Origin of the sequence: Pseudomonas sp. Irchel 3H7 (genome assembly GCF_900187605.1) — a bacterium.
Classification (GTDB): Bacteria; Pseudomonadota; Gammaproteobacteria; order Pseudomonadales; family Pseudomonadaceae; genus Aquipseudomonas.
In genome coordinates, this window is record NZ_FYEA01000018.1 from 1 (window position 1) to 13,365 (window position 13,365).

Genomic DNA, 13,365 nt, shown 5'->3' on the forward strand with positions numbered 1-13,365 from the left:
AAGCCTGCCCCTTCTACTACCAACTCGACCACCTCGGCACCCCGCAGGAACTCACCGACTACAGCGGCGACATCGTCTGGTCCGCGCAATACGACGCCTACGGCAAAATCGCCGCACTGACCTTGGCCGGCGAGGATTACCTGAACCAGCCGCTGCGCTTTCAGGGGCAGTACTTCGATGCGGAAAGTGGGCTGCATTACAACCGCCATCGGTATTACGACCCGAGGCTGGGGCGGTATCTGACGCCGGATCCGATCAAGTTGGCCGGTGGGTTGAATCAGTACCAGTACGTGCCGAACCCGACGGGGTGGGTGGATCCGTTGGGGTTGAGCTCTAACTGTCCGCCGCCGAATAAGCCTGGGTGTGAGGCGCCGGGTGGGATTGGTGGCGCTAAGGTAGAAGAGGGTGAGCCAGCGCTGCCAAAGATGACGGCGCAGGAGCGGAGGGCGAGGATTGATGAACTAGCCGAGGAAAATGCTTATAGGCGTTTGGATGAAATGGAGAAGTCCACACCGGGCGCACATTTTTTAGAGAAGCACGGCAAGCAGACCACGCTGGCTTCTCAGCGGGAACGTTCAATCACAGGAACAAATCCTACAACCGGCATTATTGAGGTTTATACCAACGGGAAAAAAGCTGGAGAACCAAAAATACCCAGTGCGGCCACCCATTTTCTTAGTCATCGAGACCAGTTGAACGCCATACATCGTGCTCAACTGATTTTCAGGCGGAATGGGATAATAGCTTCAAGAGAACCGATGAATATGGGCAAGATTGTTGGTGAGGGATATGAACGAGGAGGAGTTAATTATGGGCAGCAGACACATGCGATAGTTATCCTAAATGGTTCTGCTAAGCCTATAACTTCCTATACGGAGTTTATGGAATGAAACGTAAGCCTGAATATTTTGTTTTGCGCGGGTTACTTTTTCTATTTGATATAGAAAACAGTCATGATGATGCTCGTGAAAAGATCATCGTTTCGAAGAATGTGAACGACGAGAAAGAGCTTGCTGAACTGTTTGATATTCTCATGAAACCTGAGTTTCTTTCTTACAGCGCTCAAGAGCGCGAGTGGTGTATCGAAACGTTAGAGCACTATCTGGGAGTTGGTGATAGTTTTGATGCTGTATTCAAAAAGATCACTACCTATTTTGATGATGATGTAAAGGATCAGCGTCAGTTTATGCAGGTGTTGTTAAGTTGTTTGTTGAGCTATCACGTTGACGACTCAAGGATGGGATAAATACCAAAAAATTAAACTGATTGAACTGAGTTCTGCGAGGGCATGCCCGCTTCCACAGGGGGGGCGAGTCAGCGTTGTCCAATTAGCTGCGGTGCATGAACATCGGTAGCGGCGAGACTGTCAATCACATGCACGCTATACCCCGGAACATTCTTCGCATGATGTTTCGCCTGCGATGCCATTTCCGCGAGTTGGCTGGCATCGAGGTGTGCGCAGGCTTCGGGCTGTAGATGCACGACACCGATTGAAAGCGACAACAGCGGAAACTCCTGCCGCACTCCCTGGCGATTCGGTGCGATAAAGCATCCAGCTTCAAGATGTTCCGTACGGTAGAAACGTCGGCATTGGCTCTGAAAGTCATCAAGCAGTTGATTGATGCGTTTGCGCCACTCTTCAGGGCCGAGGACAAGCAGAAAGTCGTCGCCGCCAATATGGCCGACAAAGTCGCGGGACGGATCTACCCGCTCGTTGAGGCATTGCGCCAGGCACAGCAAAACTTCATCACCACGCCCGTAGCCATAGATATCGTTGAAGGGTTTGAAACTGTCGATGTCGACATAGCAGATGACCGACTCGCGCCCTTGCTGCAGCAACCGCGTCAGGCATTGCTGAATCGGCACATTACCCGGTAGCAAGGTCAGCGGGTTGGCATAACGAGCCTGTTGAATTTTCAGCTCGGTAATCAGTTTGAGCACGTCGATCACCCGGCCAAGACCCAGGTAGCCACCGTTGAGGGTGATGATGAAGTCTTCTTCGATGCGTTGCCGCGCGCGGCTGGTGATCAGGCGGCTGACCTGTTGCAGCGACTGGCTCATTTCCACCGCGAGGAAGTCGTCGTTCATCAAGCGGCTGATCGGTTTGCGTGCGAACAGGTCGGTGGCGAACGGTTTGAGCAGGGCATCCGATAACGAGTGGCGGTGGACGATGCCGCAGGGTTGGCCTTGTTCGTCGAGTACCGCCAGTGAGTTGAGGTTGGCCTGGCGGCGGAAGGCTTCCAGCACGGTGGCGGTGGGGGTGTCGCGATGCACGGCCGGTTGGTCGTTGAGCAGGGCGCTGAGGTCACTGCCTTCGTCGTTCAGCGCAACGCTGCTGCTGTCGTGCTTGGGCATCAAGGCGCGGGCATCGCGCGGTGGGTGTTCTTGGGGGCGGCCAAGCAGGTAGCCCTGCACCAGATCGACGCCCATTTCCGTCAGCACCGCGAGTTCTTCCGGCAACTCGATGCCTTCGGCGATGACTTGTGCGCGTGAGGCTTTGGCGATTTGCAGGATCGAGCCGACGAACTCGCGCTTCAACGCATCTTGATGAATGCCATCGATGAAGTGCCGATCGATCTTCACATAATCCGGGCGCAGTTCCGACCATAACCGCAAGCTCGAATAGCCGGCACCGAGATCATCCAGCGCAATGGAAAAACCCATGGCCCGATAGTGATGCAAGGCGGTTTGCAGCAACTGAAAATCGTCGATGGGCGTCTGTTCAGTCAGCTCGATCACTACCTGACTGGGCGGAATGCCGAAATCCTGCAGCAACTGCAACGTGCGCCCCGGTTGATGGGCGGCTTCAAGCAAGGATTCCGGCGAGACGTTGAGAAACAGTTTGCCCGGCAGTTGCTGCTCGTTGAAGCGGCGGCAAGCGCTCTGGCGGCAGGCGATCTCGAGTTCGCTCAAACGCCCGGCCTGACGGGCCACGGCGAACAGCGCGATGGGCGAGTGAAGAGGGCTGTTGGACGGGCCGCGCGTGAGGGCTTCGTAGCCGAGAATGCGCCGTTCGGAGAGAGAGATGATCGGTTGGAACAGGCTGTGTAATCCGCTTTGAGTCAGGATCGAGCTCAAGGCACTCAGCTGTTCGGTCGTGGTCATGGCTATCTCTGGCGATAAAAAAAGGACTGGGAGCGCTCTCGATGAAGAGAGTGGCTCCCAGTCCTTTATTGCACGACAGAATGATGACTGTTTGATGACGATCCGGGGATCGTCAGCATTAAATTGCCATCACCTTACTTCTTGGCCACCTGATTGCTCAGCTTCAGGTAATCCAGCAGTACTCGCCCGGTTTCGCTCAGGTAGGCATCGTCTTCTGGTTTGACCTTGTCCGGCTCGGCGGCCGCGAGGGCGTCGTCGTCTTCTTTCTTCAGCTCTTTGAGCGGCTCTTCGCCTTTGGCTTTGCGACGGATGTTTTCCATGGCCAGTTGCTTGGCGTCGATATCGGTGTGTTGCGCGCGACGCTCGGCTTCGTTAAGGCTGACGGTTTTTTCTTCCATCAGTTTCTGCGCCAGGGCCAGCTTGTCACGGATGAACACGAACTCGGCATCTTTGGCGGTGCGTGTGTCATGTTCGGACTTGAGCTGCGCCAGGTACGGCTTGAACGGATCGGCCGCCGGTTTGATTGCCGCGCGGATGGTGTCCCACGGCATGGCTTCCGGCAGTGCGCTCTCGCCGATTTCCTTGGTGTCGATCAACGACGGGTAGTCGATGTCCGGCAACACGCCCTGATGCTGGGTGCTCTGACCGGAAACCCGGTAGAACTTGGCCAGGGTCAGTTTCAGTTCGCCATGGTTCAACGGCTGAATGGTCTGCACGGTGCCCTTACCGAAGGTCTGGCCACCGATGATCAGCGCGCGGTGGTAGTCCTGCATGGCGCCGGCGAAGATCTCCGAAGCCGAGGCGGACAAGCGGTTGACCAAGAGTGCCATCGGGCCTTTGTAGAACGCGCCCGGGTTTTCATCTTCGAGTACGTCGACACGGCCATCGGCATTACGTACGAGTACGGTCGGGCCTTTGTCGATGAACAGGCTGGTCAGCTCGGTGGCTTCCTGCAGGGAACCGCCGCCGTTGTTGCGCAGATCGATGACCACGCCGTCGACTTTGTCTTTCTGCAGCTCGGTGAGCAGCTTCTTGACGTCGCGAGTGGTGCTCTTGTAGTCCGGATCACCGGCACGGAACGCCTTGAAGTCGAGGTAGAAGGCTGGAATCTCGATGACGCCGAGTTTGTAGTCCTTGCCGTCCTGTTTCAGGTTGAGCACGGACTTCTTCACCGCCTGGTCTTCGAGCTTCACCGCTTCACGGGTGATCGGCACGATCTTGGTGGTCTGGTCGTTCGGTGCATTGCTCGCCGGAATCACCTCCAGACGCACCACGGTGCCTTTCGGACCACGGATCAGCTTGACCACTTCATCCAGACGCCAGCCGACCACGTCGACCATTTCTTTGTTGCCTTGGGCAACGCCGATGATCTTGTCAGCCGGGGCGACCTGTTTGGTCTTGTCGGCCGGGCCTGCCGGCACCAGACGCACGACTTTCACCTGGTCGTTGTCGCTCTGCAACACGGCACCGATGCCCTCGAGGGACAGGCTCATGTTGATGTCGAAGTTTTCCGCGTTATCCGGCGACAGATAGTTGGTGTGCGGATCGTACGACATGGCGAAGGTGTTGATATACGCCTGGAAGATGTCTTCCGGACGGGTCTGGTCCAGGCGCGCCAGCTGGTTCTTGTAGCGCTTGGTCAGGGTTTCCTGAATCTGCTTCGGCTCTTTGCCGGCGATCTTCTGGCGCAGGACTTCGTCCTTGACGCGTTTGCGCCACAGGTCATCCAGCTCTGCGGTGGATTTCAGCCAAGGGGCGTCCTTGCGATCGATCAGCAAGGTCTCCTTGGTGTTGAAATCCATCTTGTCGACGCCTTTGTTCAGCTCGGCAAGGGCGAAGTCCAGACGCGCCTTGACGCGGTCCAGGTAGCGCTTGTAGATGGTGAACCCGGCGTTGAGGTCGCCGCTTTTGAGGAAGTCGTCGAACTGGGTCTTCCACTTGTCGAACTCGGCGATGTCGCTGGCCATGAAGTAGCTGCGCGACGGATCCAGCAGCTTTATGTAGCTGTCGTAGATGATCACCGAGCGGGCATCGTCAAGCGGCGGCTTGCTGTAGTGGTGACGCTTGAGCAACTCGACGACGTTCAGACTGGCGATGACTTCATCGCGATCAGGCTGCAATTTGTCCCAGCTGTTGGCTGCGAATGTATTGCCCGACACCGGCAACAAACCGATACCGATGAAAAGAGCGAGGGCGGTGCTGGGGAGCAAATGCTTCATGCTGATTCGACGCGGGGACAATTGATAACGCATATTAGGCCGTCTTTGAAGTCGCCGGTTCTACGAGAGCCGGTCGCATAATGCAAAAAGCCCGGCGCTACAGCTTCGGGCTCAGTCCAGACTCACTATGGAGGCACTGTGAAGGCATTGCAAGGCGTTGACGGTCAAGTGGCATGGGTTGAAGAGCCGAGTCCTACGTGTGATGTAGGACAAGTCCGCATCCGAGTGGCGGCAGCGGGCCTCAATCGCGCCGATTTATTACAGAAAGCAGGGCTTTATCCGCCACCGCCAGGGGCCAGCCAAGTGCTCGGTCTTGAGTGTTCCGGGGTGATCAGCGAGGTCGGCGCGGGCAGTGCGTGGCAGGTCGGCGATCGGGTTTGCGCCTTGCTGGCCGGGGGTGGCATGGCCGAAGAGGTGGTCGTCGACGGGCGGCACGTGCTGCCGGTTCCCGAAGGCGTCTCGCTGATTGAGGCGGCCGCATTGCCCGAGGTTTATGCAACAGTCTGGCTGAATGTGTTTCAACTTGCGGCGCTCAAACCGGGTGAGAAAGTTCTCTTGCACGCCGGCGCAAGTGGAATCGGTTCAGCCGCGATTCAGTTGTGCAAGGCGTTTGGCAATCCATGTTGGGTCAGCGTCGGTTCGGCTGAGCGTTTGGCCTACTGTGAAGCGCTGGGTGCACAGGGCGGGGTGGTGCGCACCGATGATCTGGAGAGCCTGCGCGATTTTGGGCCGTTCAACGTGATTCTCGACCCGGTCGGCGGTAATTATTCGGCGCTGAACCTGAAGCTGATGGCGCTGGATGGACGCTGGGTGTTGATCGGTTTGATGGGCGGGCGTGAGGCGAAGCTGGATCTGGCGCAGGTGTTGGCCAAGCGTGTGCAACTGCTGGGCTCGACGTTGCGCAGTCGTGACGATCAGTTCAAGGCGGATCTGTTGAGTGATCTGGGTCAGCAGGTGTGGCCGTTGTTTGCTGAGGGGCGCTTGAGTCCGCAGTTGGCCAAGGCGTTTGCGGTGAAGGATGCCGAGGCGGCGTTTGCGGAGTTGGCGAGTAATACGGTGGCGGGCAAACTGGTATTGGTGATTGACGAAAGTCTGAGCTGAGATCAAGGCAAAAAGCCCCTCACCCTAACCCTCTCCCAAAGGGAGAGGGGACTGACCGGGTTGTTCTACCGGGCTACATCGACCTGATGCATCGGGTCGAACTCAGGTTTGGAATATCAGCCTGCCTGTGCAGATTAAATCTTTGTCATTTCCAGAGATGGATTGGCCAGTTGGCCTTTTCGGCATGTTCCAGCAGCACCGGGTCCGGATTCACCACGTGCGGGAAATCCACCTTCAGCAACAACGGCAAATCATTACGCGAGTCGGAATAGAAACTCGCACCTTCCAGGTTCTCTTCTTCAGCATCCAGCCATTCCAGCAAGCGGGTGATCTTGCCTTCGCGGTAGGTCAGGGTGCCAACGGTATGCCCACTGTAAACGCCATGGGCGACTTCCAGTTCAATCCCCAGAATTTCATCAATGCCCAATCGATCGGCAATCGGTCTGACCAGGTGCGTCCCCGACGCCGAAATCACCAGAATGCGGTCGCCGGCCTTGCGGTGGGCGGCGATGGTTTTGGTCGCGTCGCTGAAGATGATCGGTTCAATGAAGTCTTCCACCCACGGGCCAACCAGATGCTCGACTTCTTCCGGTGTGCGGCCGATGAGCGGTTCCAGGCTGAATTCCATGTAATCTTCCATGCGCAATTTGCCATGGCTGTAGGCGTCCATCAGTTCGTTGTTCTTGCGCATGAACGATTCAGGATCGACCCAGCCCAGGCGCCCCATCTGCTCGCTCCAGAGGGTGGCGCAGTCGCCGTGGATCAAGGTTTCGTCCAGATCAAAAATTGCCAGAGCCATCAGTGCAGTTCTCTCTTCAACGTCAGCAAAGTCATCAGGCTACCTCACACAGGGCCGTCGGATCGATGGAAAGCGCCAGACGCTGACCGTCGGGATGCAGATCGGCCGCCGAGCGGTTGAGCACATCCACCACCAGTTCCACGCCCCGCGCTTCGATGCGGTAACGGATGACGTTGCCGAGCAGACTGTGGCTGCGGATCTGCGCGTCGAGTTCGCCTTCCAGGCTCAGCTCGATGGCTTCCGGGCGAATCGCGATGCGGTGGTTGATCGGGCGCTGCAACAGCTTTGATGCGTCGTCGGCATCGAGCAGGTTGTAGTTGCCGATGAAGCCAGCGGCGAACACATCGACGGGGGCGGTGTACAGGGTTTCGGCATCGCCGCTTTGTACGATTTTTCCCTGATTCATCAGGAAAATGCGATCAGACATCGTCAGCGCTTCTTCCTGATCGTGGGTGACGAAAATCGTCGTCAGGCCGAGTTCGCGTTGAATCTGACGGATCTGTTCGCGCAGGTGTTTACGAATCCGTGCGTCGAGCGCCGACAGCGGCTCGTCCAGCAGCAACAGACGCGGACGCGTGACCAGCGAACGGGCGAGGGCAACCCGCTGGCATTGACCACCGGACAACTGATGCGGATAGCGGCTGGCGAAGTCGTTCAGTTCAACCAGTTTCAACACCTCGGAAACGCGTTTATGGCTGTCGTCGGCATTGACCTTCTGCATGCGCAAACCGAAGGCAACGTTCTGTTCCACGGTCATGTTGGGGAACAGCGCATAGCTCTGAAACACCATGCCGATCCCGCGTTTCTGCGGACTCAACGGCACGATATCGACGCCATCAAGGAGGATCTTGCCGCCATCGACCGGTGTCAGGCCGGCGATGCAACGCAGCAGTGTGGATTTGCCGCAACCGGAGGGGCCGAGCAGGGTGACGAATTCACCCTTGTTGATTTCGCAGTCGATGTCGCTGAACACGGTCGTGCCGGCGTAGCTTTTCTGCAGGTGTTGGACGCTGACATAGCTCATTCGCTTTTGTCCTTGTTCAAGATGTTGGCGATCCAGGTCAGGACCAGCACGAAAAAGAAATACGAGATGACCAGCGCACTGGTGAAGTGACCGCTGCTGTTGCGCATGTTGTTCAGATAAACCTGCAGGGTTTCGTAGCGCGTGCCGACCAGAATGTTGGCAAAGACGAACTCACCGAACAGGAACGAGAATGACAGCAGCAACGCGACCATCAGGCCTTTGCGCAGATTCGGCAGCACCACCAGAAACGCCGCTTGAAAGGTGCTGGCGCCAAGCAGTTGCGCAGCGTCCATCAGGTCGCGCAGGTTGATCGCTTGCAGGTTGTTGGTGATCGCCCGGTACATGAACGGCAGCGCCACGGTGAAGTAGCAGCCGATCAGAATCCACGGTGTACCGACCATGGCCATCGGCCCGGAACCGTAAAGTTGCAACAGTCCCACCGACGACACCACCGGCGGCACCGCGAAGGGCAGCAGGATAAGGATGTTCATCAGCGCATCGAGTTTCGGAAAGTGGTAATGCACGACGAACAGCAGCGGCAGGATCAGCACGACTGAAAGCACCAGCGCGCCAACGCAGACCAGCAATGACTGGCCGAAGGCGTGCAGGAAACGCGGATCGCTCCACAACTGGATGTACCACTTGAAGGTGAAACCGCTGGGCAGGATGGTCGCTGACCAACTGCTGGCGATCGAATAGACCAGCGTGCCCACGAGTGGCAGCAAGAGGATGGCGAACAACAGATAAACCACGACGCGGTGGTAGAGGCCGGCCGGGTCGGATTCAGCGCGAGACATGGTAGCTCCTCTTCAACAGCAGTTGATGCACGACGGTGACGATGGTCATCAACGCCACCAGCACCACGGCCAGGGCGCTGGCCAGATTCGGGTCGAGGGAAATATCGCCGGAGACCATCGCTGCAATACGGATTGGCAGGACGTTGAAGTTGCCGGTAGTCAGCGCATAGACCGTGGCGTAAGCGCCGAGGGCGTTGGCCAGCAGAATCACGAACGTCCCGAGCAATGCAGGCGTCAGCACAGGCAAACCAATATGCCGCCAGAACTGCCAGCCATTGGCGCCAAGCAGTGCGGCGGACTCGCGCCAGTCTTCACGCAAAGCGTCGAAGGCCGGGTAGAGCAACAACACGCCGAGGGGAATCTGGAAGTAGGTGTAGAGAATGATCAACCCGGTTTTCGAGTACAGGTTGAAGTCCTGAATGATCCCCGACTGCTTCAACATGATGGTGATGCTGCCGTTGAAACCGAGCAGGATGATGAACGCGAACGCCAAGGGTACGCCGGAAAAATTGCTGGTCATGTTGGCGAAGGCATTCACGAAATTGCGCAGTTTCGAGTCGACCCGGCGCAGGGAATACGCACCGAGTACGGCGATGATGATGCCGAACAAGCTCGACCAGAAGCTGATTTCGAGGCTGTACTGGATCGCCTGCAAGTAGAACTTCGAACTGAAGATCTTGCTGAAGTTGGCCAAGCCCCAGCCGAACTCTTCCGATTGCAGACTGCTGATCATCACCCAGGTCAGCGGGGCGATTTCGAAGACGATAAAGAACAGCGCGAAGGGCACCACGCACAGCGCCGCCAGCCATTTGCCGCGAATTATTGAGTTCACTTGAGCAACTCCCGGCACACAGGTTTGTCGTGGGGCACGCCGAGTAGTTCGCAGACGGTGCCGCAGATTTCCGTCTGTTTCGGTGCGGCATCGGCGTTGAGGCTGAAGGCTTCACCGAGGACAAACAGCGGCACCTGGCGTTCTTCCGGCAGCAGGCCGTTGTGTGAGCGATCGTTGTTCATGCCGTGGTCGGCAGTTACCAGCACTTGATAGCCAGCGTCGAGCCAGTTCTGCAGATAGTCGGCAAGGATGATGTCGGCGAAGCGCGCGCTGTTGCGGTATTGCGAAGAATCGAGACCGTGTTTGTGCCCGGCGTCGTCGATGTTCATCGGGTGGATCAGCAGGAAATTCGGATCGTGGCGCAGGCGCAGGTTTTCGGCGTCGGCGAACAGGTGCGAATCCGGGTAGTGATCGCTCCAGTAGAAATGCCCGTGCTGGATCGGCAGCGACAGATTATCGGTATGGCGGTCGCGCGCGGCTACGAACGGTGAGCGGTTGTACAACTCGCTGACCCAGTGATACGCCGCTGCTGCGGTTTTCAGGCCGGCGTCGCGGGCGTAGTGATAAATGCTGCGCTGGTTGGACAGGCGCGAGACATTGTTGTGGACGATGCCGCTGTCGATCGGCGGCACGCCGGTGAGGATACATTCATAAAGCGGTCGGGACAGGGCCGGCAGTTCGCACTCCAGTTGATAGAGCGCGGCGCGTCCTGCGCCAACATAAGCCTGCAGATGCCCCATGGCGTGACGCGCGACCTCGTAGTTGAGGCCGTCGAGCACGACAAGGATGACGTTGTGCTTCATAGGGGCAAAAACTCCGAAAACAAAACTGGAACCAACCCCTGTAGGAGCTGCCGCAGGCTGCGATCTTTTGATGTTGCTTTTAAAGGGCAAGATCAAAAGATCGCAGCCTGCGGCAGCTCCTACAGATGAAGGATTACTTCATCTCTACGATGACTTCTTCGTTCCACTGCTGTGGCAGGGCCTTGGAAGTCTTCTCCCACGCATCGGCGTCTTTGATCGGGGTGACCTTTTTGTACTGCTCGTTCGGCAGCAGTTTGGCCTTGACGTCTTCCGGCAGTTGCAGGTGCTCGGCACGGATCGGACGGGCGTTGCCGCGCGCGAGGTTGGTCTGGCCGGCGTCGCTGAAGATGTATTCGCGGGTCAGCTTGGCGGCGTTCGGGTTTTTTGCGTACTTGTTGATGATCGTGGTGTAGCCGGAAATCACCGAACCGTCGGACGGGATCAGCACCACGTAGTCATCCGGGTTGGCCATCTTGGCTTTGTAGCTGAGGCCGTTGAAGTCCCAGACCACACCGACTTCGATTTCGCCTTTTTCCATGGTGGCGATGGTCGGGTTGGCCATCGACAGGCGACCTTGCTTGGCGATGTCTGCAAACAGCAGCAGGGCGGGTTTGATGTTTTTCTCGTCGCCACCGTTGGCCAGTGCCGCCGCGAGAACGCCGTTGGCGGCTTGGGCGGCGGTGCTCACGTCACCGATGGAAACCTTGTATTTGCCGCCCTTGAGGTCTGCCCATTTGGTCGGAACTTCGGAACCGTGCAGGAGCTTTTTGTTGACGATGAAGGCGATGGTGCCGGTGTAGGCCAGCGCCCAGTTGCCATCCTTGTCCTTGGCCCAGTCCGGGACTTGATCCCAAGTGCTTGGCTTGTACGGTTGCACCACACCTTGCTTGACCGCGATCGGGCCGAAGGCCGCACCGACGTCGCCGATGTCAGCGGTGGCGTTGTCTTTTTCGGCGGCGAACTTGGCGATTTCCTGGGCCGAACTCATGTCGGTGTCGATGTGCTTGAGGCCGTAGGTTTTGGCCAGGTCTTCCCAGGTGCCTTTCCAGTTGGCCCAGTCATCGGGCATGCCGACGCTGTTGACGGCGCCTTCCGCTTTCGCAGCGGCTTCGAGGGTTTTCAGATCGGTGCCGGCCGCCATGGCGGAGGTGCACATTGCAATGGTCGAGCCTAACAGTGTTGCCAGGAAAAGCTGTTTCATTCCGAAGCTCCTTGGTCGTGTTCAACGCTGCGATTGCGGTGTGTGTTGGTCTAGGTCAGCAATACCTGAGCCAATTTAAGGGGGTTGGATGACACTTTGATGTCGGCGGCCTTGTTTCAGGCCTCTTGTTTGCCCGGTATTGGCGGCTGCCAGATAAGCGTAGACCATGCTCAAAGGCCCGCAGAGCAAGGGACTTGGCCGATGTATTGCAAGTCGTGAGGACGACCGTTCGGTAGTTTTGTCATCTCTCGGTCATCTGCACTGCCTAGGCTTGCAATATCAGGAAACGGCTCGATTGCCGTGCGGTTTTGCCCCGAAACAGTGCTGGTCTAGTCCAGATAGGTAACGTTGATGCGCGATGAGGCAACAAAAGCGGTGACAGCGATTGGCCAGGTGTTGCAGGAGCAGCTTGATCACGGGTTGTTGGCGGCAGGCAGCAAGCTGCCGGCCGAGCGCAAGCTCAGTGAGTTGTTCGGCACGACGCGGATTACTGTGCGAGAGGCGTTGTTGCAACTGGAGGCGCAGGGGCAGATTTATCGTGAGGAGCGCCGTGGCTGGTTCGTCTCGCCGCCGCGTCTGGCCTACAACCTGATGCAGAGAAGTCACTTTCACGCGATGGTCAGTGTGCAGGGGCGGGTGCCGTCGACTGAGGTGATTTCGGCGCGTTTGCAGCCGGCTTCGGCGGCGGTGTGTGCGTGGTTGCAACTGCCGGCGTTGTCGAGCGTGATTCAGATTTGCCGGTCGCGGCGCATTGATGGGCGGTTGGTGTTGTATGTGGAGCACTATTTGAATCCGCAGTTTTTTCCGGGGATTCTTGAGTTTGATTTGAATCAGTCGATGACCGAGTTGTATGCGCGGCATTACGATTTGCACTATGGGCGGGTGCGCTTTGAGATTGTGCCGACGTCATTGTCGGTGGATGCGGCGGCGGCCCTGCGAGTTTCTGTCGGGAGTCCGGGGTTGCGGATTGCTCGGGTTAATTATGATCAGCATGAGCGGTTGATTGATTGTGATCTGGAGTTTTGGCGGCATGATGCGATTCATGTCGGGGTGGATGTTGTTTGAGCGTTTTGGGGGTATATCCGTTGCTGCGGTAACGGCTACTTAGGGTTCCGCCCTTACGGCGGGTCACCTTTTCCAAACGCCGAAAAGGTAACCCAAAAGGCTTGCTCCTACGTGCGGCCCGCTCGCTGGGGCTCGGGGTTCCTTCGCTCCGAGATCGATCCGGGCGCAGCGCCTACGGTTTGCTTCGCTGCACCTCCTCTCGCTGTGTTTGGCTTCGCCAAACGGTCGCTGCGCTCCCACCCCCGGATCAATCCCTCCACTCAGCCTTCCGACGTCGCCCGTGGATCAAGATCAAAAGCGGTACTCGAGCTTGCGCTCATTGTGTTGAGTGGTGAGAAGCAGAAGCGATATTGGTTTGCCGGTTGGACTCAATCCCTGTGGGAGCTGGCTTGCCAGCGATGGCGGCCTGAGAGCCGACC

Annotated in this window: 12 protein-coding genes; 4 read left to right on the forward strand and 8 right to left on the reverse strand. The window is 57.5% G+C overall.

The genetic code is table 11. The annotated features are described in order from the left end of the window. Together CKW38_RS26960 and CKW38_RS26965 are read left to right on the forward strand one after the other, a co-directional pair. Positions 1-890 (forward strand): RHS repeat domain-containing protein (locus CKW38_RS26960; protein ID WP_176472378.1); only part of this gene is annotated, 890 nt, incomplete at its 5' end. Continuing rightward, the gene (locus tag CKW38_RS26965) at positions 887-1,246 is read left to right on the forward strand and encodes a hypothetical protein (RefSeq protein ID WP_007916325.1); all 360 of its coding nucleotides are present in this window, start codon (positions 887-889) and stop codon (positions 1,244-1,246) included. The genes CKW38_RS26960 and CKW38_RS26965, both read left to right, overlap by 4 nt. Positions 1,247-1,314: 68 nt before the next feature. Here the strand turns inward: CKW38_RS26965 and CKW38_RS26970 are convergent, their stop codons facing one another. Both CKW38_RS26970 and CKW38_RS26975 read right to left on the reverse strand, forming a co-directional pair. Beyond that, on the reverse strand, positions 1,315-3,105 hold the full coding sequence (locus tag CKW38_RS26970) for a bifunctional diguanylate cyclase/phosphodiesterase (protein WP_095114329.1): 1,791 nt from the start codon (positions 3,103-3,105) through the stop codon (positions 1,315-1,317). A 134-nt stretch (positions 3,106-3,239) separates the two neighbouring features. Beyond that, positions 3,240-5,324 (reverse strand): carboxy terminal-processing peptidase, encoded by a 2,085-nt coding sequence (locus CKW38_RS26975; protein WP_176472379.1) that lies wholly within the window; start codon positions 5,322-5,324, stop codon positions 3,240-3,242. A gap of 138 nt (positions 5,325-5,462) precedes the next feature. On the opposite strand from CKW38_RS26975, the gene CKW38_RS26980 reads away from it, so the two are divergent. After that, positions 5,463-6,425, forward strand: a complete 963-nt coding sequence (locus CKW38_RS26980; RefSeq protein WP_007916328.1) for a zinc-binding dehydrogenase — start codon at positions 5,463-5,465, stop codon at positions 6,423-6,425. Between the two features lie 145 nt (positions 6,426-6,570). Here the strand turns inward: CKW38_RS26980 and CKW38_RS26985 are convergent, their stop codons facing one another. From CKW38_RS26985 to CKW38_RS27010, 6 genes are all read right to left on the reverse strand, one after another. Further along, positions 6,571-7,224, reverse strand: coding sequence for an HAD family phosphatase (locus tag CKW38_RS26985; protein ID WP_007916329.1), 654 nt, complete (start codon positions 7,222-7,224; stop codon positions 6,571-6,573). Positions 7,225-7,258: 34 nt separating this feature from the next. Next, positions 7,259-8,248, reverse strand: a complete 990-nt coding sequence (locus CKW38_RS26990; RefSeq protein ID WP_007916331.1) for an ABC transporter ATP-binding protein — start codon at positions 8,246-8,248, stop codon at positions 7,259-7,261. Continuing rightward, positions 8,245-9,045, reverse strand: a complete 801-nt coding sequence (locus tag CKW38_RS26995) for an ABC transporter permease (protein ID WP_095114331.1) — start codon at positions 9,043-9,045, stop codon at positions 8,245-8,247. The genes CKW38_RS26990 and CKW38_RS26995 overlap by 4 nt, the downstream gene beginning before the upstream one ends. Then, positions 9,032-9,877 carry an ABC transporter permease subunit gene (locus CKW38_RS27000; RefSeq protein WP_007916335.1) on the reverse strand — a complete coding sequence of 282 codons (846 nt, stop codon included), beginning with the start codon at positions 9,875-9,877 and terminating at the stop codon, positions 9,032-9,034. Before CKW38_RS27000 ends, CKW38_RS26995 begins: the two co-directional genes overlap by 14 nt. Further along, complete coding sequence (locus tag CKW38_RS27005; protein WP_007916336.1) at positions 9,874-10,680, reverse strand: alkaline phosphatase family protein; 807 nt, start codon at positions 10,678-10,680, stop codon at positions 9,874-9,876. The genes CKW38_RS27000 and CKW38_RS27005 overlap by 4 nt, the downstream gene beginning before the upstream one ends. A 133-nt stretch (positions 10,681-10,813) precedes the next feature. Beyond that, positions 10,814-11,881 carry an ABC transporter substrate-binding protein gene (locus CKW38_RS27010; RefSeq protein ID WP_007916337.1) on the reverse strand — a complete coding sequence of 356 codons (1,068 nt, stop codon included), beginning with the start codon at positions 11,879-11,881 and terminating at the stop codon, positions 10,814-10,816. Positions 11,882-12,232: 351 nt separating this feature from the next. On the opposite strand from CKW38_RS27010, the gene CKW38_RS27015 reads away from it, so the two are divergent. Further along, positions 12,233-12,946 carry a UTRA domain-containing protein gene (locus CKW38_RS27015; protein ID WP_095114332.1) on the forward strand — a complete coding sequence of 238 codons (714 nt, stop codon included), beginning with the start codon at positions 12,233-12,235 and terminating at the stop codon, positions 12,944-12,946. Positions 12,947-13,365: the final 419 nt, after the last annotated feature.

What these genes read in the sequence shown, in the direction of transcription:
- CKW38_RS26965 (WP_007916325.1), top strand. Translation starts at nt 887, where the DNA reads ATGAAACGTAAGCCTGAATATTTTGTTTTGCGCGGGTTACTTTTTCTA.
- CKW38_RS26970 (WP_095114329.1), bottom strand. Translation starts at nt 3,105, where the DNA reads ATGACCACGACCGAACAGCTGAGTGCCTTGAGCTCGATCCTGACTCAA.
- CKW38_RS26975 (WP_176472379.1), bottom strand. Translation starts at nt 5,324, where the DNA reads ATGAAGCATTTGCTCCCCAGCACCGCCCTCGCTCTTTTCATCGGTATC.
- CKW38_RS26985 (WP_007916329.1), bottom strand. Translation starts at nt 7,224, where the DNA reads ATGGCTCTGGCAATTTTTGATCTGGACGAAACCTTGATCCACGGCGAC.
- CKW38_RS26990 (WP_007916331.1), bottom strand. Translation starts at nt 8,248, where the DNA reads ATGAGCTATGTCAGCGTCCAACACCTGCAGAAAAGCTACGCCGGCACG.
- CKW38_RS26995 (WP_095114331.1), bottom strand. Translation starts at nt 9,045, where the DNA reads ATGTCTCGCGCTGAATCCGACCCGGCCGGCCTCTACCACCGCGTCGTG.
- CKW38_RS27005 (WP_007916336.1), bottom strand. Translation starts at nt 10,680, where the DNA reads ATGAAGCACAACGTCATCCTTGTCGTGCTCGACGGCCTCAACTACGAG.
- CKW38_RS27010 (WP_007916337.1), bottom strand. Translation starts at nt 11,881, where the DNA reads ATGAAACAGCTTTTCCTGGCAACACTGTTAGGCTCGACCATTGCAATG.
- CKW38_RS27015 (WP_095114332.1), top strand. Translation starts at nt 12,233, where the DNA reads ATGCGCGATGAGGCAACAAAAGCGGTGACAGCGATTGGCCAGGTGTTG.